Origin of the sequence: Sphingomonas sandaracina (assembly GCF_036663695.1) — a bacterium.
GTDB lineage: Bacteria > Pseudomonadota > Alphaproteobacteria > Sphingomonadales > Sphingomonadaceae > Sphingomonas.
Genome location: NZ_JAXOJK010000002.1, coordinates 504,091 through 524,431 on the forward strand (window position 1 = coordinate 504,091; position 20,341 = coordinate 524,431).

Here is a 20,341-nt window from a genome sequence, read left to right on the forward strand (position 1 = left end):
GATAGGGCGGGGCGGTCAGCTGGCTAATCGCCCGGCTGCGAAGCGTTTCGCCCACAGCCGCGGCATCCGGGATCCTTGGGGAGGCGGATCGTGCGGAACCGCAGCCCCAGCAAATCGACCAGCAACAACTTGCCCGCCTGATCGTCGCCGAACGGTGCGATCGCCCGCAACGTTTCGAGCGCCGCAAGGCTTCCCAGCACGCCGGTGACGGGGCCAAGCACGCCATCCTCGGCGCAACTTGTCTCGGCGCGCTCGGGATCTTCGCCGACGAAGCAGCGGTAGCACGGCTTGTCGATTTCCCACCCGCGATAGGTGGCGAGCTGCCCTTCGAACTGACCGACAGCGGCGGACACGAGCGGAATGCGCAGGGCATAGGCGGCGTCCGCAACGCAGAACCGGGTCGCGAAATTGTCGCATCCGTCGAGGACGAGGTCGGCGCCCGCCAACAGCGCCGCCACGTTGTTCGGCCCGATGCGCGTGCGATGGCTATCGACCGTCACATAGGGGTTGATGCGCCCGATCGCCGCCGCCGCCGCCGTCACCTTGGCGATGCCCGTATCGGCGGTCGTGAAAATGGTCTGGCGCTGGAGATTGGACGGTTCGACCACGTCGTCGTCGATCAGGATCAGGCGTCCAACCCCGGCAGCGCCGAGATACTGCAGCGCAGGCGAGCCGATACCGCCGGCACCGACGATCGCGACGGTCGCGGCTTTCAGTCGCGCCTGGCCCGTCCCGCCGAATTCCTTCAGAACGATGTGCCGGGCGTACCTTGTGAGTTCGTCGTCGGAGAGGATCATCCGCCCCACGCGAATGTCAGGCTGGTACGATACCAGGTGTCGGTGTCCGCATCGACCACGTCGATCGCATCGCGCGCGCCTAGGATGACGCCGGCCGCATATTGCTCGACCGTGGGGCAGTCTATCGCGCGCGGCGTGATCCGGCGGACGCGGCCGTCGGGGGTCATCAGCACCGCAAGATCGATGCTCAGCGTCCAGCCCTGCGTCGTCCGGATCGCCTTTGCGCAACGCCCCGCCACGACTTCGCCGTGCACATAGGCGGAGGTGTTGGCCAGCGTCGTCGAGCGTTGGCGGATGCGCAGAACCGGCAGCGCACTCCAATCCTGCGGCGCAAGCGGTGCGCTAGCGGAACTGCCCCCGCCTGATAGCGATTTTGGGGAGGTCGGCGCCGCCGGCGGGGGCGATATGACCGCGCCGGGGGGCGCAATAACCTGGAGAAGTGCGAGCAGGGCGCCGATCATTGGCCGGTCGATCCGAAGCCGCCTGCGCCGCGCGCCGTCTCGTCCAGCGTCGCGACTTCGTGCAGCGTCGCGCGCAGGACGACCGCGGGAACGAGCTGCGCGATGCGGTCGCCACGGGCGATGGGAAACGGATCCCGACCGAGATTGGCGAGAATGACCTTAACCTCGCCCCGATAGTCGCTGTCGATCGTGCCGGGCGTGTTGAGGCAGGTGACGCCGTGCTTGAGCGCGAGGCCGGAGCGCGGGCGGACCTGGACTTCGTACCCGGATGGGATCGCGATCGCGAAACCGGTCGCGACCGCGGCACGGTCGCCGGGCGCGAGCGTCAAGGCTTCGGCGGCGACCACGTCCATCCCCGCGGCGCCCTCCGTAACGTAGGCGGGCAGGGGCAGGCCTTCGCCGTGCGGCAGGCGTTTGAGTTCGATCTGGATCATGACGCCATTTCTAGCGCATCGGCGATGCGCTCCGCCAGTCGGGCGGCGACGACATCCTTCGGCAGCTGCTCCCAACTCTCCACGCCGGTCGCGGTAACCAGGTGAACGCTGTTGTCGGCACCGCCCATCACATCGCCCGATACGTCGTTCGCAACGATCCAGTCCGCCGACTTGCGGGCGCGCTTGGCGGTCGCATGCTCGATCACGCGCTCGGTTTCCGCCGCAAAACCGATCACCAGGCGCGGCCGGTGCGGCCCGTGTGCGAGCGTTGCCAGGATATCCGGATTCTCCGAGAGCGAGAGCAGCGGCGAGGCGCCGTTCTTCTTGATCTTCTGATCCGCGGCGTCGACGTACCAGTCGGCCACCGCTGCCACCATCACCGCGACGTCGACGGGCAGCGCACGATCGACGGCGCTGGCCATCTCGCGTGCGGTCTCGACGTCGATCCGATCGACTCCGGCGGGGGTGGGGAGCATGACCGGGCCGGCGACCAGCGTGACGCGCGCGCCGCGGTCCGCCAGCGCCGCCGCGATCGCGAAGCCCTGTTTGCCGGAGGATCGGTTGGCGATGTAGCGAACCGGGTCGATCGGCTCATGGGTGGGGCCGGCGGTGACGAGGATATGGCGACCGGCCAGACGCCCCGTCGTCGACTGCGCCACGACAGGCGTCAGCATCGCGGTGATCGCGGCGACGATTGCCGGCGGTTCGGGCAATCGGCCGGGGCCATATTCCCCGCAGGCCATCATGCCCTCGTCCGGTTGAAGGACGGTGATGCCGTCGGCACGCAACTGGGCCACGTTGCGCACGGTCGCCGCATGCTGCCACATGCGGACATTCATCGCCGGCGCGACCAGTACGCGCGTGTCGGTCGCCAGCAGCAGCGTCGTCGCAAGATCGTTCGCCATGCCGGTCGCCATACGCGCGATCAGGTCCGCGGTTGCGGGCGCAACGACGATCAGGTCAGCTTCCCGGCTGAGCTGGATATGGCCCATTTCCGCTTCGTCCTTCAGGTCCCACAGTGTCGTGTAGACCTTGTCCTCGCTAAGTGCCGCGAGGGTCATCGGCGTCACGAAATGATGCGCGGCCTCGGTCATGACGCACCGCACCGCGTGGCCGCTCGTCTTGAGCAGGCGAATGAGTTCTGCGGCTTTATAGGCGGCGATGCCGCCACCGACGATCAGGAGAATGCGCGTCATGGGATCGTCTCTAGCGGATAATCCGCGTCACGGTAATGCGTCGGCTGTCGCGCGCGGCACGCACCAGATCGCGCAACCCGTCCACCGCGAACACCATCCCGACGAGCGACACGGGGGCGATCAGCAAAGCCCAGTAGAAGGTGTCGAGTCGACCGAAGAGACCGAGCATCACGCTATAGCCCGCAAGCAGCGCCGCCATTCGCGTGGCAAGCGGATCGTGCCACGTCGTCCAGCCGAACAACGCGACGCCGACCAGGGGGGCTGCGATCGCGAGCGGGAACAGGCTGAGCGCGGTGGCATCGACGATCGCGCGTATCACGAACCCGAACCCCAGCATGCCGGCCCAGCCTTGCGACGCGGGATCCAGAGGACGGACGACGAGCGATACGGCATGCGCGTGAAGCACCAAAACGATCGCGATGATGACGAGCGAGACCATCCAGGCCGCGGCCTCCCGGCGACTTCCCTCGACAAACGCAAACGCGGCCATCAGCGCGAGATACGGCGCGGCGGTCTCGCGAATGAGCACGGCGGCAAGGCCGAACGCAACCGCCTCGATCCATCGACCGGGACGATGCATAGCAAGCGAAAGCGCGATCAGCAGCCCGGCCCATATCTCGTGAAACAGCATCAGACCCGACTGGAAGAACGCCAGCATCCCGCCGAGCAGCAGGATCATTGCAATCGCCAGCGCCGGCCGTGTCAACACAGCCTGCAAGCGGCCATACCATGCTATCATCGTCGCGATCGCCAAGGCGTACAGCATGGTGACCACGGCGAAGGAGGGCATCGCAGCAGTGGTCACCGCCAGCGTCGGTAGCCGCATCGTGACGAACGGCTTCATCGGATAGTCGCCCGCGCGCATCGCATCGGCTGCGACCGCATAATAGGTCCCCCCGTGACGAACGCCATCGACGATACCGGCGTAAAGCGCCATGTCCCTTCCATGATCGGCGCCGGGCCAGTGGAGGGCGGGGGGCACGGCGAGCGCAAGCCACGTCGCCACGATGATCGCGACGAACAGTGCCAGCGTCGCGCGTGCGCCCGACTGCGAAATCGCCGTGAACCGCGACGGCGTCGTCAGCCACAAAGGCGCTATTGGACGGCGCATCGTCAAGTCCGGCAGGCGACGATCACCGCAGCAAGAGCCAGGTCGCGCCCACGCTGGCCAGCGCGGTCGCCAGCATGACGGCCATGTACCGCCAGCCGCCGCCGATCCGGACCACTTCGATCTCGCGCAGCGGAATGGTCGGGGGTGCACCCGCGGGCGCCGGGTACTGCGCTTCGATCCGGCGGACGAGTTCGGGCAGGCGGGCGAGGGTCTGGAAGTCGGTGATCAGGCGGTCGGCGAGCATCGCCTCCGGCCCGAGCTCGCCGCGAATCCAGTCGCGCACGAACGGCTCGGCCGTTTCCCACAGGTTGATATCGGGATTGAGGCTGGTCGCGACACCCTCGACCATCACCATCGTCTTCTGGAGCAGCAGCAGATGCGGCTGCGTCACCATGTCGAAATCGCGCGTAATCGAGAACAGGCTGTCGAGCATCATGCCGATCGACATGTCCTTGACCGGCAATCCGCGCATCGGCTCGCCGACCGCACGCAGCGCTGTCGCGAACTCGGCGACGTCGTGATGCGCGGGGACATAGCCCGCCTCGAAATGGATTTCGGAGACGCGCTTATAATTGCCGGTAATCAGGCCGTAGAGAATCTCGGCCAGCCAGACGCGCGCACGGCGGTCGATCCGGCCCATGATGCCGAAATCGATCGCGGCGATGCGGTTGCCGGGCAGCGCGAACAGGTTGCCCTGATGCATGTCGGCGTGAAAGAACCCGTCGGCGATCGCCTGGCGCAGGAACGCGCGGACCAGGGTCTGGGCAAGTGCGGGGAGGTCGTAGCCGGCCTCGACCAGCGCCGTTCGGTTCGACAGCTTGATGCCGTCGATCCATTCGATCGTCATGACCTTCGCGGTTGAGCGCGCCCAGTCGATCGCGGGGATGACGAAATCGGGCTCGGCGGTCATGCCCTCCGCGAGTTCGGAGGCCGACGCGGCTTCGCGGCGGAAGTTCAACTCGCGCAGGGTCCAGCGCTTGAACGTCTCGATCGTGAGGCGCGGGCGCAGACGCATCGCCTCGGGGCTGAGCGCCTCGAGTTGCGCTGCTGCCCAGCCATACGTGTCGAGCGCGCGGGCGAAGTCGTCCTCGACGCCCGGTCTTAGGACCTTGACCGCGACCTGGCGGCCGTCGGTGGTGACGGCGCGGTGGACCTGCGCGATCGAGGCGGCCCCGACGGGGATCGGTTCGATGCGCGAGAACAGCGTCTCCAGCGGCTTGCCGAAACTCGCCAGCATCGCCGCTTCGATCGTCTCGTAGGGGACGGGGGACAGCTGGTCCTGTAGCCGCAGCAGGTCGTTCGCGGCATCCTCACCGACGAGATCAGGGCGCGTGGCCAGCGTCTGCCCGAGCTTGATCGCGGCCGGTCCGATCGCCTGGAACGCATCCGCATAGCGCGGCACCGCAGGCACGCGTGCACCGAACCTAGCGATCCGCGCGAGGCGGCGAACGGGGGCTGGCGTGTTCGGATCGCGCTCAATCCCCCGCAAGGCGCCGTGGCGGGCAAGGATGCGGCCCCATTTCAAGAGACGCCAGACATGCGTGGTGGAGGCGGTCACTGGGCGCGCCTGCGCATGGTCACTAGATCTTCCAGCCGCTGTGGATCGCGACCAGACCGCCCAGTAGCGGCTCGACCTTCGTCTGCACGAACCCGGCGTCCGCGATCATGCCTTTGAATTTTGGCATGTCCGGGAAACGGCGAATCGATTCGATCAGGTAGCGGTAGCTGTCGGCATCCTGTGCAAGCAACTGGCCGAGCTTGGGGACCATCTTGTGCGAATAGGCGTCGTACACTTCGGCGAATCCCGGCCACACGGTGGTCGAGAATTCGAGGCAGTAGAAACGTCCGCCACGCCGCAGGACGCGGTGGGCCTCCCGCAACGCCTTCGGAATATCGGTCACGTTACGGATGCCGAACGCGATCGTGTACGCATCGAAGAACTTGTCGGGGAAGGCGAGCGTCTCGGCATTCGCTTCAGTCCAGACGAGGCCGTCTAGGCCACGTTTCTGCGCGCGCTGCATGCCGACGTCGAGCATCTGCGGGTTGATGTCGGCGACCGTTATCGATGCGCCCGACGGCGCCATACGAAAGGCGATGTCGCCGGTGCCGCCGGCCATGTCGAGGATCTGCTCGCCGTCGCGCGGCTTCACGCGACGGACAAAGCGGTCCTTCCACAGGCGATGCATGCCGCCCGACATCGCATCGTTCATCAGGTCGTATTTGCCCGCGACGTTCGAGAAGACGCCACCGACACGGGCGGTCTTTTCGGTCGCGGGGATATCTTCGTAACCGAAGGAGACGGTATCGGGCGTGAGAGCAGCCGAGGGCGCGATCAAGTCGTTCATATCCTGCGCTCTAGCCGCGCCTTGTGGCGCGAGCAAACGCAACCTAGCTGCAAACCGTGCCAGAATTACCAGAAGTCGAAACCACCGTGCGCGGGCTGGAGCCCGTGTTGAAGGGCCAGCGCCTGACCTCGGTCGAGCCGCGTCGTGCCGACCTGCGGAAAGCGATCCCGGTCGACCTGCGCCAGCGGATGACCGGGGCGACCGTCACGACGCTCGGACGACGCGCGAAATATGGCCTGATCGACACCGATCGCGGCGATACGCTCGTCTTCCATCTTGGCATGTCGGGGCGCTGGCGAGTCGACCCCAGCGAACTGCTCGTGCACGATCACCTGCTGATTGAGACCGAGGCAGGCCGCGTGGTGGCGCTAAACGATCCCCGGCGATTCGGCTTCCTCGACCTGTGGGCCACCGACGATATTGCCAATTACCCGCCGTTCCTCAGCATGGGGCCGGAGCCGCTTGGACCGGACCTGACGGCCGCGTATCTGCTGGAGGCGCTCGAAGGGCGGGGGGCGTCGATCAAGGCGATGCTGCTCGACCAGCGGACCGTCGCGGGGCTCGGCAATATCTATGTGTGTGAGGCGCTGCACATGGCGAAGATCGCACCTTCGCGTGCGGCTGGCCGGATCTCGCCGTTTCGACTCGAGCGACTCGTCGAGGCGATCCGGACGGTGCTGACCGCGGCGATCCTGGCTGGCGGTTCGTCGCTGCGCGATTACGTGCGGCCAGACGGCGAACTCGGATATTTCTCCAAGCAATGGCGCGTCTATGGGCGCGAGGGTGAGCCGTGCGAATGTGGTGCTACCGTGAAGCGGCGGACGGAGGGCGGGCGATCGACGTTCTGGTGTCCGAAGTGCCAACGCGGTTGACGATCCAGCCGGAAGTGAGTAGGGCCCCGGCTTCGAGAGGGCGTAGGAGCAATCCGGCGCCCCTTTTTATTCATTCGAACATCCAGAGGGCTTCATGGCGAACACGCCGCAGGCGAAAAAGCGTATCCGTCGCAACGACCGTCGCGCGGAAGTGAACGGCAACCGTGTCGGCCGTATCCGTACCTTTATCAAGAAGGTCGAGGCTGCACTGGCCTCGGGCGACAAGGGCGCAGCGACCACCGCACTGGCCGCGGCACAGCCTGAGCTGCAGCGTGGCGTCGCCAAGGGCGTGCTGCACAAGAACACCGCGAGCCGCAAGTTCGCGCGTCTGACCAAGGCCGTGACCGGGCTCGCCTGAGCGACCGACCACGGCTTGACCATCGTCAGAGCGGATCACCCGCCGGGACCTTCCCGGCGGGTTTTTTGCGTTTGCGAGCGGAACCGAATGCGAGGTTGCGGAACCCGAGGATTCCCCGCGATTCGAGTATCGCACGGTCAAGCCCCGAAATCGCGAAACTGACAAAAAATGCCTTAACACAGCAACTTATAAAAATTCCGACGCATTTCCGGGGCTTGATCAAGTCAAGCCGCTTTATTTCGAAAATGTGACGTGTCGAGGCCTTGCTAGACTCGCCGATCGCTTCATAACTGACCTTCAGGCGCTGGTAGATCACGGACGTGAATCACCGATGGGACCACCGGGGCCGGGGCAATAGAGTAAGGGTGCCGGACGACCGTTTTACGGCGTCGCGGGGATCATTTTCTGTCGGAACGATATCACCTGCGCGCGTGTCGCGCGGGTTCGGAGAAGTGTGCGCGTGACGAAGTGGCAAGGATCGATGACGCACGCGAGCGAGGCTGAAAAGGCCTGGGCACGCGTTCGTGCATCCTTGCGCGAGTCGGCGGGCGCGCGGCTGTTCGAACAGTGGCTGAAGCCGATCGAACTGATTCCCGGCGAAGATCGCGATACGATCCGGTTGGCGCTGCCATCGGCGTTCATGACCAACTGGGTCCGCAATCATTATGCGGACCGGCTGGTGCTCGAATTCAAACAGATCCTGCCGAACGTCCGCACCGTCCAGATCGAGACTCGGGCGGCGGTTCGCGCGCCTGTGGTTCTGTCGATCGAGCCGGCGACCTTGCCGTCGATCGAGCCTGCTGCCGTGCCGGTAAATGGGGCCGTTGCGCCCAAGCCGCTCCCCGATGCACTGCCCGTCGACACCAGGCCGGTGGCAGCGCCCGCGCAGACTGCAATGAAGTTCGGTGTCGATCCGTCGTTGAAGCCAGCACCGACGGCGCCGACGGTATCGGCTCCGATCGGCGCGCCAGCAGAGCGGCCGCCGCTCGACCCGCGCTATACGTTTGCGCGTTTCGTCGTCGATCCGTCGAACAAAGTCGCGTTCAACGCCGCCAAGGTGCTCGCCGAACCCGGCCCCGTCCGGTTCAGCCCATTATTCCTCCACAGCGGCACGGGGCAGGGCAAGACCCACCTGATGCACGCAATCGGCCATGCGTTCCTCGAGCATAATCCCAACGCAGTCGTGCTGTGCATGTCGGCCGAGCGCTTCATGTACGATTTCGTCGCGTCGATGCGCGCCCGCGATACGCACGCCTTCAAGCAGCGGTTGCGCGGTGCTGACCTGCTGCTGATTGACGATCTCCAGTTCATTGCCGGCAAGGACGCGACGCAGGAAGAATTTTTCCACACGGTCAACGAGATTATGGCGGCGGGCAAGCGGCTGGTAATCTCGGCCGATCGCTGCCCGCAGGCGCTGGAAGGCGTCGAGGCGCGGATCGTCAGCCGTATGTCGGTCGGCCTCGTTGCGGACATCAAGGCGCCCGACCTGACGCTGCGCCGGACAATCCTCGACCGGAAACTTGTCGACCTGCCCGACATGCGCGTGCCGACCGACGTGCTCGATCTGCTCGCCAGCCGCATCCATGCGAACATTCGCGAACTCGAGGGCGCGCTCAACCGGGTTGTTGCCTATGCGCAGCTGACGGGCGACACGATCGACCTCGACTTCGCGGTCGCGACGCTGGGCGAGGTTCTCCGCGGTGCGCAGAAGCGGGTTACGATCGACGAGATCCAGAAGCTCGTGTCGGCACATTTCGAATTGAAGCCGCTCGACCTGATTTCGGCGCGGCGCGCGCGCGCGGTGGCGCGGCCTCGGCAGATCGCGATGTACCTGGCGAAGCGGCTGACGACGCGGTCGCTGCCGGAGATCGGGCGCAAGTTCGGCGGGCGCGATCACTCGACGGTCATCCATGCGGTTAGGAAGATCGAGGAACTGCGCGACTCGGATCGGGATATCGACGCTGCGGTTCGCGTCTTGATGCGCGAGTTGGAAGGCTAGCCCTTCCCTCCGTGTTCTCCCGCGAAGGCGGGCGCCCAGACTGGCCCCCCGCCTTCGCGGAGGAACATACTTGGGCGGATGGTATCCCGAGATGTAACCGGATTATCGACACATCCGAAATTTCACCCCGTCATCCTGACGAAAGTCAGGATCCAGGGTTACGGACGCTGCGTTCTCCGGCTCTGGATCCTGACTTTCGTCAGGATGACGGAATAGGGGTTAGACCTGCAGCCCCATCGCGTCCTGCGTCGCCTTCAACACCGGAGCGGCCAGCGCACGCGCCTTCTCCGCCCCCGCCTGCAAAACCGCGGTCACCGCGCTGCGGTCATCCAGCAACCGCACCATCTCGTCACGGATCGGCCCCAGCTTCGCCACGGCCAGATCCGCCAGCGCCGGCTTGAACGCGCCGAAGCCCTTGCCGCCGAATTCGCCGAGCACTGTCGCCACGTCGCTATCCGCCAGCGCCGCGTAGATCGTCAGCAGGTTGCGCGCCTCGGCCCGATCGCCCAGCTCCTCGACGGTTGCGGGCAGTACGTCCGGGTCCGTCTTCGCCTTGCGGAACTTGTCCGCGATCGTATCGTCGCTGTCGATCAGCTTGACCACCGACTGCTCCGACGGGTTCGATTTCGACATCTTCGCCGACGCGTCGCGCAGGCTCATGATACGCGGCGCGGCCTTGCTGATCAGCGGCGCGGGCAGCGTGAACAGCTCGACGCCGTAGTCGCCGTTGAACTTGGTCGCGATGTCGCGCGCGAGTTCGAGATGCTGCTTCTGGTCCTCGCCGACCGGCACGTGCGTCGCGTTGTAGAGCAGCACGTCGGCGGCCATCAGCACCGGGTAGTCGTACAGCCCGACGCTGGCACCCTCGCGGTTCTTGCCCGCCTTGTCCTTGAACTGCGTCATGCGGTTCAGCCAACCGACACGCGCGACCGTGTTGAGCAGCCACGCCATCTCGCTATGCGCCGGCACGCGCGCCTGATTGAACAGGATCGATTTCGCCGGATCGATGCCGGCGGCAATCATCGTCGCGGCGACCTCGATCGTGTGCGACGACAGTTCGGCGGGCGCGATCCATTCGGTCGGCGCGTGCAGATCGGCGATGAAGAACATCGACTCGCCACCCTGCGCCGTGACGTCGTGCTGCAGCGCCACCCACTGCTTCACCGCCCCCAGGTAATTGCCGAGGTGGAGATTACCGGTTGGCTTGATGCCGGAGACAACGCGCACAGGAACTACCTTATTTGGAACGACGCAAAAGCGTGGAGATATCGCCCAGCCGGAACGCGCCGGTGAACAATGTCGCGATCGCATAGACGACGCCGCCGGTTGTCACCAGCACCAGCATCGCCCCCCAGCGCTGGACGCTGGTGCCGGTCACGAACGGCTGGAACAGGTCGTTCAGGAAGAACATCACGCCGCCCATGATCAGCGCGGCGACCACCAGTCGCCAAGTCCGCCGGATCAGTCGCGCGTCGGGCGTAAAGTGTCCGCGCACGACGAGCGTCCGGTACAGCAGGACCACGTTCGCCGTGCTCGCGATCGCGGTGGCGAGTGGCGGGCCCATGTGGCCCAACGGCTTGATGAAGGCGAGATTGAGGACAAGGTTCACCAGCATCGACATCGTCGCATAGCGAACCGGCGTCTTGGTATCCGATCGCGCATAATAGCCGGGCGTCAGGACCTTCACCAGGATGTACGACGGCAGTCCAATCGAGAAGGCGGCGAGCGCCTGTGCGGTCGGCAGCGTTTGTGCGGCCGTGAACTTGCCGTGTTGGAACAGCGCGGCGATGATCGGGCCGCCGCAGACGATCAACGCGACCGTCGCCGGCAGCGTGAGAAACAGCGCCAACTCCATGCCGCGGTTCTGCGTGGTCATGGCCTCGGCCTCTTCGCCGCGTCCGAGCTGTCGCGAGATGGTCGGCAGCAGGACGGTGCCGAGCCCGATCCCGATCAGCCCGAGCGGCAACTGGTTCAGGCGGTCGGCGAAATATATGTACGAAACCGACCCGGCAGGCAGCAGCGCTGCAGCGAGCGCGGTCGAGACGACGAGGTTGATCTGCACCGCACCCGCACCCGCCGCAGCGGGCCAGATCAACGTCATGAGCTTCTTCACGTCGGGGTTCATCTGCGGACGCTTGAGACGCAGCCGGACGCCCGACGAACGGCAGGCGTAGATCAACCATAGCAACTGAAGCGCGCCCGAGACGGTGACCGCGATCGCCTGGTTGCGCGACGTCAGCAGCGGTTCGTGGGCGTGGAACAGCAGGAGCGCCGCAATCAGGGTCGCGTTCAGCAGGATCGGTGCGGCGGCGTTGATCCAGAACTTGTGCAGCGAATTCAGGATGCCACCGAGCAGCGACACCAAGCTGATCAACGGCAGGTAGGGCAGGGTGATCCGCGACAGATGCACGACATAGTCGAACTTGTCGGCGCTGACGCCGTTGAACCCGAAGGTCAGCAGCCATGTCAGCGGCCAGGCAAGCGCTTCGAGCAGGACGGTCATGATCAGCAACGTCGGCAGCAGCACCGACAGCGCGTCTTCGGCAAAGGCGATGCCGTCAGGCAGGCCGCGGCCCGTCTTGTCGCCGACCTTGCGATTGAACATCGGGATGAAGGCGGCGCTGAACGCGCCTTCCGCAAACAGCGCGCGGAACATGTTGGGCAGGCGGAACGCGATCAGAAACGCATCCGATGCGAAACCCGCGCCGACGAACCGCGCGAACAGCGCGTCGCGGACCAGTCCGAGGATGCGGCTGACGAGCGTGAGCCCGCCAACCGATCCCAGTGCCTTGGTGAGGTTCATCGAACCGCGCTCCGGTCCGGCGATCAGGCCTGGCCGAAATCGCCGACGTTCGGCTGGATGCCGGCCTGCTCCGACTGGGTCAGGTACAGCTGGCCGAAGTCGATCGGCTCGAGCAGCAGCGGCGGGAAGCCGCCGTCACGCACCGCATCCGACAGCACGCGGCGTGCGAAGGGGAACAGCAGGCGAGGCGCCTCGCCCAGCAGGAACGGCTGGACATGCTCGGCCGGAATGTTGCGCAACCCGAACAGGCCGGCATAGGAAAGGTCGACGATGAATGCGACCTGCCCGTCGGTTTCCGCGCGGACGTCGATCTTCAGCACGACCTCGTGAACCTCGTCGCCGACCTGCGCCGCGCCGATGTTGAACTGCACGTCGATCGCCGGCGGGGTCTGGTTCTGGTAGACCGCAGGCGCGTTCGGGTTCTCGAACGACAGGTCCTTGACGTATTGCGAGATCAGACCGGCCGCCGGCACGCTGTCTTCGCCGTTCACCAGAGTCTGGTCGGGCGTGGTCACGCCATTATCCTGGTCATCCATTCGTCATGTCCTTGAAGCTATGGGCTAAGCCGTAAAGATGGGACCGAACCGGAACGCTGGCGCGTTTCCTTCGGTCGAGCCGGTGCGATTAGCAGTGCCGGGGGGGTGTTTCAACGGGCGCGGGTTTGAATAACCGCAGCTTTCGCCTATGTTGGTTCGAAGATCGGAGGCACGGTTGTTTTACGTAGTTCTTCTCGCGATGGTGGCCGGGTTTCTCGCCATGCGTCTATACAGCGTGCTCGGTAAGCGAACCGGTCATGAACAGCCCTTGCCGCGCGCGGCCGAGGAACGGTCCGTCCCGGTTTCGGTGCCGCGGACGATCGATGCCGTCGCCGAGCCGCGCGAAGTCGCCAACCGGAATATCGAACCGCAGGCCGAAGCAGGTCTCCGCGCCATCATCGCCGGCGAACCGGGTTTCGACGTCGGCCGCTTTCTCGAAGGTTCGCAGGCTGCATATCGCATGATCCTCGAGGCGTTCTGGAAGGGCGACGAGGATGCGTTGGCCGATCTCGCCGTCGACGATGTCCGCGCGGCGTTCATCGAAGCCATTGTCGCACGTCGTGAGGCGGGCGAAGTGCTCGACAACCGTCTGGTCTCCATCGAACGCGCGGTGATCGCGGATGCGAGCGTCTCGGGCCGAGATGCGCAGATCACCGTTCGGTTCGATGCGGACATCGCAGCAGTTACTCGGGATGCGGACGGTACCGTCCTTGCAGGGTCGCTGACCGATGCGGTCGAGACGCATGACGTATGGACGTTCGCCCGGACGCTGAAAAGCAGCGATCCGAACTGGAAGCTTGCCGATACCGACGAAGTCTGATGCGCGATATGGGGGGGGGCGGACTTGCCGGCATAGGGCTCGCACTGTTGCTTAGCGCATGTGTCGGGGGTGTAGAGCCACCGACACCTGGTCAGATGCCGGTCGAGCGCCCGACGACCCGACCCGCCGAACCGGTGCGTGTTCATCCCTCGCGCGATACCGGCGCATCGCCCAACATCCGCGGGATTCAGATGCCCGCCCGGATCGTCGGTTCCGTGCCACTGCTGGCAGCCCCTGTCGCACCTGCTATCGAACCATCGAACGCCGCTGCGGCAGGCGTCGTGCCGGGACCACTGGTCGCGAGCTTGCCTATCGATGATGCCCAGGCCCAGGCTGCATTGGCGGCGTTCGTGACGAGTTGCCCGTCGCTGATGCGCCGGAACGACGCGTCCGGCCTGACGCGGGGCGCGGACTGGCAACCGGCCTGCACGGCGGCGGCGTCCACCGATCGACGCAGTGCCCGTACGTTCTTTGCGCAATGGTTCGAGACGGCGCAGATCGGCGACGGCAAGGCGTTCGCCACCGGCTATTACGAGCCGGAGATCGCAGGGTCGCTGGAGCGGCGCGATGGCTATGCGCCGATCTATGGCCGGCCAACCGATCTGATCGACGTCGATCTCGGCGCGTTCTCGACGTCGCTGAAGGGCAAGAAGGTTCGCGGTCGCGTCGATGGCAGCAAACTCGTGCCCTATTACGACCGTACTGCGATCGAGCAGGGCGCCTTGGCGGGCAGGGCGCCGATCCTCGCCTGGGCGCGGGACCCGGTCGAACTGTTCTTTCTCCAGATCCAGGGGTCCGGGCGGTTGCGGTTGCCCGACGGGGAGATTCTGCGGATCGGCTATGCCACGCAGAACGGCCGCGATTATACCGGCATCGGTGCATTGATGAAGTCGCGTGGGCTGTTGCAACCCGGCCAGACCTCGATGCAGGGCATCGTCGCCTGGCTGCACGCGCATCCGACCGAGGGGCAGGCGATCATGCGCGAGAACAGGAGCTTCGTGTTCTTCCGCGAATTGGAAGGGGCCCCCTTGGGCGCACTCGGCCTGCCGGTCACTGGACAGGTGAGCGCGGCGGCGGACGTGAAATTCGTGCCGCTCGGCGCGCCGGTTTTCCTGTCGCTGGACCGTCAGGATGCGAGCGGGCTGTGGGTCGCGCAGGATACCGGCGGCGCGATCAAGGGCAGCAATCGGTTCGATACCTTCTGGGGCGCGGGCGCGGCCGCGGAAGCGACCGCTGGCGGCATGGCAGGGCGCGGCACCGCGTACCTGTTGCTGCCGATCGGCACCGTTGCGCGGCTGAACGCTCAAGGCAATGGGGCGCGATATGGCGGGCCGACCGCTCAACCCTGACGAGGCCCAGCTCTGGGCGAGGGTGATGGAGACGGTGCGGCCGATGCGTGCGGTTGCCGTCCGAATCCCGGAGCGTGCGCCGGTGCCGCTCCCGCCAGCCCAGCCGATGATCGGTCCCAACGGCAGGATCGTGCCGGCACCGCCCGCGCCGATGGGCCGGGTCAAGCCTCTCGTTCGCACCGTCGTCACGCCGTTCGCGAGCCGACCGGGGGCAAAGCCGGTGGCGGCACCGCGGCCGGTCGCCAAGCCGATCACCGCGAACACGCTCGACGGCGGCTGGGACAAGAAACTGGTGCGCGGCGTGGTCATCCCCGACAGTTCGATCGACCTGCACGGGCATACATTGGCATCCGCGCATGCGCTGCTCGATGTCGGGCTCGGGCGCGCGATCGCCCGCGGTGACCGCGTGCTGTTGCTGGTAACGGGCAAGCCGCCACGACCCGAGAGCGAGCGTCCACATGCGCGCGGTGCGATCCGATCGGCTGTGACGGACTGGCTGGCAGGATCACGGCACGCGGATTCGATTGCGGCCGTTCGCGGGGCTCATCCGAGGCATGGCGGGCAGGGCGCCCTGTATATCGTCCTGCGCCGTGGGCGTGACGCCTGGTCCCTCTGACCGTTCGTGCCGCTTACGGCACACTGGGTGGAGTGTGAACCGATCGCGACGCACGCCTCTCGAACCACAAGCGCGGACGCCGGTCTATCACAGGAGCATTAGCTAAGCGCACGTCCGATCACGTCTGCGTAGATATCCGTGAGCGTCAGCAGATCTTCAACCGCGACCGCCTCGTCGACCTGGTGCATTGTGGCGTTGATCAGACCGAACTCGACCACCGGGCATAGCTTCGACAGGAAGCGCGCGTCCGATGTACCACCGGTGGTCGACAGTTCGGGGACGATTCCGGTCGCGGTATGGATCGCGTCCGATAGCAGCGACGAGAAGGCGCCGGGCTTGGTCAGGAACGCCTCGCCCGAAATCTTGCCCGTGACGATCGCCCCGGCATCATGCCGTCCGGCGATCGTGCGGATCCGTTCGATCAGGTCGCTCCCCCGATGCCGATCGTTGAAGCGGATGCTGAGCCGTGCCGCCGCCTTGGCGGGAATCACGTTGTGTGCAGGATTGCCGACGGCGATGTCGGTGATCTCGATATTCGATGGCTGGAACCAGTCGGTGCCTTCGTCGAGCACGACGCCTTCGATCTCAGCCAGGATCGCGATCAGGCGCGGGATCGGATTGTCGGCGAGATGCGGGTAGGCGACATGGCCTTGTCGTCCCGGCACGTCGATCCAGATATTGACCGAGCCGCGCCGGCCGATCTTGACCATGTCGCCCAAGCGGGCGGTCGAGGTAGGTTCGCCGACCAGGCAAAGGTCGGGTACGATTCCGCGCGCGGCCATCCGCTCCATCAGCGCGACGGTGCCGTAGGTCGCCGGGCCCTCCTCGTCGCCGGTGATGATCAGCGACAGCGTGCCGGCATCGCTCCGGCTTGCGGCTGCGACGAAGGCGGCGACAGCGCCTTTCATATCGACGGCGCCACGGCCGTATAGCAGTCCGCCACGGATGTCGGCGGACCAGGGCGAGCCCGTCCAGCCTTCGCCCGGCGGCACGACATCGACATGCCCGGCAAAGGCGAGGTGGCGGGGGCCGTCGCCGCGCGTGGCGAGCAGGTTCTCGACGGGGCCGTCGGGCGCTTCGCCGACGATGAACCGGTCGACCGCGAAACCGATGGGGACGAGTGCGGCTTCCAGCACGTCGAAAACTGTGCCCCGCGCGGGCGTGACGCTGTCCGCGGCGATCAGCGCCTGCGCCAGCGCGACCGGGTCGATCGGCGCGGTCATGCAGGCGTCGGCACCGGTTGCTCGAACTGTTCGAGGACCCATTCCTCCTCCTGCGCAGCGGCGATCCAGTCCTGCATGAAGGGATGTTCGAACATCGCCTGCATATAGCCGCCCGCGAAGCGCGCGATCGGCAGCTGGTACGTGACGATGCGGGTGACGACCGGCGCGAACATGATATCCGCCGCACCGAATTGGCCGAACAGGAAATCGCCACCGCCGCCGAAACGCGCGCGCGCCTGGGCCCAGATCTCCATGATCCGCTGCAATTCCACGAGCACGTCGTCGTCGGGCGTGCGGGCCGGGAACACCTGGCGGACGTTCATGCTGTGCTTGCGGCGTAATGCCTGGAAGCTCGAATGCATCTCGGCGGCCATCGATCGTGCCATCGCGCGCGCGGCGTTGTCCTCCGGCCAGAAGCGCTCTCGACCGACCTTGTCGGCAAGGTAATCGACGATCGCCAGGCTGTCCCACACCACCGCCTCGCCGTCCCACAGAATCGGGACCTTGCCCGACGATGGTGCGAACTCGTCACCCGACCGGCGCTTTTCCCAGTCGGCGTCGTACATCGGTACGACGACCTCCTCGAAGGGCAGGCCGGAATGCTTGCACGCGAGCCAGCCGCGAAGCGACCAGGAGGAATAGGCCTTGTTGCCGATGATCAGTTTCATGCTCAGGGTGCTAGCCGCGTCGAGGAACGGGAGCAACGTTCGGTGTGGAGGCGCGTAGGGCAAACTTGCGCGGCATGATCCGATCAAGCACGACGATCGCCGCCAGTGCGACGATAGCGCCGAGCAGGATGTCCGCCAGGTAATGCGTGCCCTCGACCGGCGTCGACAGCAGCATCGCGGTATTGATCGCGACGACCGGCCAGCGCAGCCGCGGCAACCGCCACGCGGCGTTGATGTAAAGCGTCGCCGCGGCGGCATGGAAGCTCGGCGCCGAGACGATGCCGCGCAGGTGGCCCAGGTCGACGATCCGCACACTGTGATCGCGCAGCGCCGGGATCAGCCCCTGCTGCCACTGCTCGCTCTCGGGCATGTACGCGATCGGGCCGTGCCACAGATACGAGAACGGCCCGATCGCCGGCATGAACGTGTAGAGGATCAGCGTGCCGATCGCGGTCAGCCAGAATGTTGCGAGAAAGCGATGCGCGGCGATCCGGTCGCCAGCTATGGCAAAGGCCGCGAACACGATCGCGGGCGTCAGATAGATGCTGCGATACGCCGCAAGGCCGAGCGTTTGAAGGATAGGCCTCGCCGCAACGAACTCGTACCACGCAAGCCAGTCGAATCGCAGTAACGTATCGATCCGTTGAAGCGCGGCATCGTGGAACCCGTGCGTCATAGTCGCGACCGGATAGCTCGCGACCGCGCCCATCAGCGCCAACAGGGTAAATACGCCGAAATATTCGGCGCAGTCGGCGATCGTGCGTGCGTAACGCCAGGGCCGATCGCGAACACCGAAGCGTAACGCAAGCAGCACGACGGCACTGACGTAGAACGGCACGTTGTCCGCGTCGTACGGATCGATAGAGAGGCCGGCGAGATGCATCATCGCCGTCAACAGCGCGATACTGAGGATCATCCCGCCGCCGATCCACCAACCGTAATCGGGCACGCTGGCGTTTGCCTGCGACATCGCGCGACGAACGTCGGAACGCGGCCGGGTGCGTGGAATCGAAACGTCATTCATGGTCGCGAACGCGGATCACAGTCGGGGAAAACGACAACGTTCGGCTACGCGAGCTTTCGCTTGGCTGAACAGGATCGAACTACGCCGAAGCGACGACGTCATGAAGATGGTGCCATCGCCTGCTCCGAAGCAAGCGACGGCACCATTCCGCCGGACCGTTCTAGAACGAGCCTGGGACCATCCGTTGCGCGGTGGTGGGTGCTGCGGGAATCAGCAGGTCCTGACGCTGGCTGGCGGCGGTCCGAGCCGATTGCGCGCCGACATCGCCCGTGATCGCCGAGCAACTGCGACCCGCGAGGAAATCTAGCGCACGACGCGTAGACGCTTCACGCGAATCGCCCATCGGATAGCTGATATCGTCGTCCGCCCGGCAAGTCGCTTCCACGGTCGACGCCAATCCGTCGAAGTAATTGCCGTTGCGCGCCGCGTTCTGCGTCGCGAACGCCACCACGCGGAGGCGATCGTCGCAGGCGGCCTTGTCGAGTGCGATCTGGCCGACGGGCTTGCCGTACGTGTTCGTCCCGATCAGTGCGGAATTGCTGTGGAGGTAGGGCGTAAAGGCGTTGATCACGAGTTCGCTTGCCGACGCCGTGCCGCCGCTGCCGATGAACGCGATCCGTGTCGGCGCGATCGATTCGGGCTGTGGTGCGAAGAAGCGCGTCGTGTTGTTCGACGCCTTCTCCGTGCGGAACGTCGTGTAGTCGAACACTTCCGACGTCGACCGCCCTCCGCCGAGCAGGTCGCCGAGATATTCGGCGGTCCCGACCAGCCCGCCGCCATTGTAGCGGACGTCGATGATGACCTTTGTCACGCCCTTGGCGCGGAAATCGGCAAATGCTGTCTTGAGCGCGGGCTCGGCCGTAAAGATGAACGTACGCAGGTTGATGTAGCCGACGCGCTGACCGCTATCGTCGATGATTTTCGCACCGTACCGGGTCGATACCGGCAGGAGGTTGAAGTCGGCCTTGGCGATGGTCACCGTGCGCGTACCGGCTGCGTCCGAGACGCGGAAGACCCGCGCCGTGCCGGTGGTGTCGGGGCCGAGCGCCGTCGTCAGCCCGGCGGTTCCCTCGGCGCTAACGATCGCACTGACGGTGCGAAGGTTGCTCGACGTGGTGCCGATCGCCAGGATCTCCGTGCCGCGATCGATACCCGCGGCCAGCGCGGGTGCGCCTTCAAACGATTCCGTCGCGAACAGCCGCTGGCCGCTCTGGTCGAGCGCGAACCGGATGCCGAAGCCGGCACTCGATCCCGATGTATAATAGGCGGTCTCTTCCTTGATCGACGTCAGATAGGTGAAATACCGATCCTTGCGTTGCCCCCGCGCCGTCGCGGTCAGCGCATCGATGTACCCGTCGACCGTCGTGTAGGCGGTGGGGCTGAGGCTCGCTGGTAGCGTATCGGGAAACAGATACCATTCGCGAAGCTGCGCGGCGGCCCAGTCCTGGCGCTCGCGCAACGAACATCCGGCCGATGCCGTCGGCGTCGGTGAGGGCGTACTGCCGCCCGTCGATATATTATTGTCGTCACTACCGCCGCAACCCGACAGCATTGCAGCCATCGCCAGCATCGCCCCTGCACGCACACGCATGTTACATTCTCCCCTTGGACGGGGCGTACGAAGTTTGACGTACCGTGTCAGGCGGAAACGGCAGAATGATCCGATGCCGGTACGTTTGTGCATAACTCCGTCATCCTGACGAAGGTCATGGCATGGTACGCTCGCGTC

20 protein-coding genes are annotated in these 20,341 nt (G+C 65.6%); 6 read left to right on the forward strand and 14 right to left on the reverse strand.

The features are described 5' to 3' along the window. Positions 1 to 23: 23 nt before the first annotated feature. From U1707_RS07680 to U1707_RS07710, 7 genes are read right to left on the reverse strand one after another with little or no spacing between them, the layout of a single operon-like run. Complete coding sequence (locus U1707_RS07680) at positions 24 to 797, reverse strand: HesA/MoeB/ThiF family protein (RefSeq protein WP_332799487.1); 774 nt, start codon at positions 795 to 797, stop codon at positions 24 to 26. Further along, on the reverse strand, positions 794 to 1,258 hold the full coding sequence (locus U1707_RS07685; RefSeq protein WP_332799488.1) for a hypothetical protein: 465 nt from the start codon (positions 1,256 to 1,258) through the stop codon (positions 794 to 796). The genes U1707_RS07680 and U1707_RS07685 overlap by 4 nt, the downstream gene beginning before the upstream one ends. Then, the gene (dut, locus tag U1707_RS07690) at positions 1,255 to 1,692 is read right to left on the reverse strand and encodes a dUTP diphosphatase (protein ID WP_332799489.1); all 438 of its coding nucleotides are present in this window, start codon (positions 1,690 to 1,692) and stop codon (positions 1,255 to 1,257) included. Before dut ends, U1707_RS07685 begins: the two co-directional genes overlap by 4 nt. Continuing rightward, a complete protein-coding gene (gene coaBC / locus U1707_RS07695; protein ID WP_332799490.1) occupies positions 1,689 to 2,888 on the reverse strand; it encodes a bifunctional phosphopantothenoylcysteine decarboxylase/phosphopantothenate--cysteine ligase CoaBC in 1,200 nt (399 codons plus the stop codon). The genes dut and coaBC overlap by 4 nt, the downstream gene beginning before the upstream one ends. A 10-nt stretch (positions 2,889 to 2,898) precedes the next feature. Next, the gene (locus U1707_RS07700; RefSeq protein WP_332799491.1) at positions 2,899 to 3,999 is read right to left on the reverse strand and encodes a hypothetical protein; all 1,101 of its coding nucleotides are present in this window, start codon (positions 3,997 to 3,999) and stop codon (positions 2,899 to 2,901) included. A 22-nt stretch (positions 4,000 to 4,021) separates the two neighbouring features. Further along, the gene (gene ubiB, locus U1707_RS07705; RefSeq protein ID WP_332799492.1) at positions 4,022 to 5,557 is read right to left on the reverse strand and encodes a 2-polyprenylphenol 6-hydroxylase; all 1,536 of its coding nucleotides are present in this window, start codon (positions 5,555 to 5,557) and stop codon (positions 4,022 to 4,024) included. 22 nt (positions 5,558 to 5,579) lie between these two features. Continuing rightward, positions 5,580 to 6,344, reverse strand: coding sequence for a class I SAM-dependent methyltransferase (locus U1707_RS07710; RefSeq protein WP_332799493.1), 765 nt, complete (start codon positions 6,342 to 6,344; stop codon positions 5,580 to 5,582). Positions 6,345 to 6,400: 56 nt separating this feature from the next. Between U1707_RS07710 and mutM the strand changes: the two genes are divergently transcribed. The 3 genes from mutM to dnaA all read left to right on the forward strand — a co-directional run bounded on the left by mutM (position 6,401) and on the right by dnaA (position 9,573). Then, positions 6,401 to 7,216, forward strand: coding sequence for a bifunctional DNA-formamidopyrimidine glycosylase/DNA-(apurinic or apyrimidinic site) lyase (gene mutM / locus U1707_RS07715; RefSeq protein WP_332799494.1), 816 nt, complete (start codon positions 6,401 to 6,403; stop codon positions 7,214 to 7,216). Positions 7,217 to 7,310: 94 nt separating this feature from the next. Then, positions 7,311 to 7,574 carry a 30S ribosomal protein S20 gene (rpsT, locus tag U1707_RS07720; protein ID WP_031394736.1) on the forward strand — a complete coding sequence of 88 codons (264 nt, stop codon included), beginning with the start codon at positions 7,311 to 7,313 and terminating at the stop codon, positions 7,572 to 7,574. Between the two features lie 481 nt (positions 7,575 to 8,055). After that, positions 8,056 to 9,573: a chromosomal replication initiator protein DnaA gene (gene dnaA, locus U1707_RS07725; RefSeq protein WP_332799794.1), complete on the forward strand. Its 1,518-nt coding sequence runs from the start codon at positions 8,056 to 8,058 to the stop codon at positions 9,571 to 9,573. 219 nt (positions 9,574 to 9,792) lie between these two features. Here dnaA and trpS read toward each other — a convergent pair whose 3' ends face one another. From trpS to secB, 3 genes are read right to left on the reverse strand one after another with little or no spacing between them, the layout of a single operon-like run. After that, positions 9,793 to 10,800, reverse strand: a complete 1,008-nt coding sequence (gene trpS, locus U1707_RS07730) for a tryptophan--tRNA ligase (RefSeq protein WP_332799495.1) — start codon at positions 10,798 to 10,800, stop codon at positions 9,793 to 9,795. A 10-nt stretch (positions 10,801 to 10,810) separates the two neighbouring features. After that, positions 10,811 to 12,376, reverse strand: coding sequence for a murein biosynthesis integral membrane protein MurJ (gene murJ / locus U1707_RS07735; protein ID WP_332799496.1), 1,566 nt, complete (start codon positions 12,374 to 12,376; stop codon positions 10,811 to 10,813). Positions 12,377 to 12,399: 23 nt separating this feature from the next. Continuing rightward, positions 12,400 to 12,912, reverse strand: a complete 513-nt coding sequence (secB, locus tag U1707_RS07740; RefSeq protein WP_332799497.1) for a protein-export chaperone SecB — start codon at positions 12,910 to 12,912, stop codon at positions 12,400 to 12,402. Between the two features lie 175 nt (positions 12,913 to 13,087). Here secB and U1707_RS07745 point away from each other — a divergent pair, with 175 nt between their 5' ends. The 3 genes from U1707_RS07745 to U1707_RS07755 are packed head-to-tail and all read left to right on the forward strand — an operon-like array spanning position 13,088 to position 15,697. Then, a complete protein-coding gene (locus tag U1707_RS07745) occupies positions 13,088 to 13,732 on the forward strand; it encodes a Tim44/TimA family putative adaptor protein (protein ID WP_332799498.1) in 645 nt (214 codons plus the stop codon). Next, positions 13,732 to 15,081, forward strand: coding sequence for a murein transglycosylase A (gene mltA, locus U1707_RS07750; RefSeq protein ID WP_443025666.1), 1,350 nt, complete (start codon positions 13,732 to 13,734; stop codon positions 15,079 to 15,081). Before U1707_RS07745 ends, mltA begins: the two co-directional genes overlap by 1 nt. Beyond that, a complete protein-coding gene (locus tag U1707_RS07755; RefSeq protein ID WP_332799499.1) occupies positions 15,056 to 15,697 on the forward strand; it encodes a Smr/MutS family protein in 642 nt (213 codons plus the stop codon). Before mltA ends, U1707_RS07755 begins: the two co-directional genes overlap by 26 nt. Before the next feature lie 98 nt (positions 15,698 to 15,795). Here the strand turns inward: U1707_RS07755 and dapE are convergent, their stop codons facing one another. From dapE to U1707_RS07775, 4 genes are all read right to left on the reverse strand, one after another. Continuing rightward, entirely contained in the window at positions 15,796 to 16,920 is a 1,125-nt protein-coding gene (gene dapE / locus U1707_RS07760) for a succinyl-diaminopimelate desuccinylase (RefSeq protein WP_332799500.1), read from the reverse strand. Then, positions 16,917 to 17,588 carry a glutathione S-transferase gene (locus tag U1707_RS07765; protein ID WP_332799501.1) on the reverse strand — a complete coding sequence of 224 codons (672 nt, stop codon included), beginning with the start codon at positions 17,586 to 17,588 and terminating at the stop codon, positions 16,917 to 16,919. Before U1707_RS07765 ends, dapE begins: the two co-directional genes overlap by 4 nt. 10 nt (positions 17,589 to 17,598) lie before the next feature. Continuing rightward, on the reverse strand, positions 17,599 to 18,612 hold the full coding sequence (locus tag U1707_RS07770) for a phosphatase PAP2 family protein (protein WP_332799502.1): 1,014 nt from the start codon (positions 18,610 to 18,612) through the stop codon (positions 17,599 to 17,601). 160 nt (positions 18,613 to 18,772) lie between these two features. Next, on the reverse strand, positions 18,773 to 20,203 hold the full coding sequence (locus U1707_RS07775) for a S41 family peptidase (protein ID WP_332799503.1): 1,431 nt from the start codon (positions 20,201 to 20,203) through the stop codon (positions 18,773 to 18,775). Positions 20,204 to 20,341: the final 138 nt, after the last annotated feature.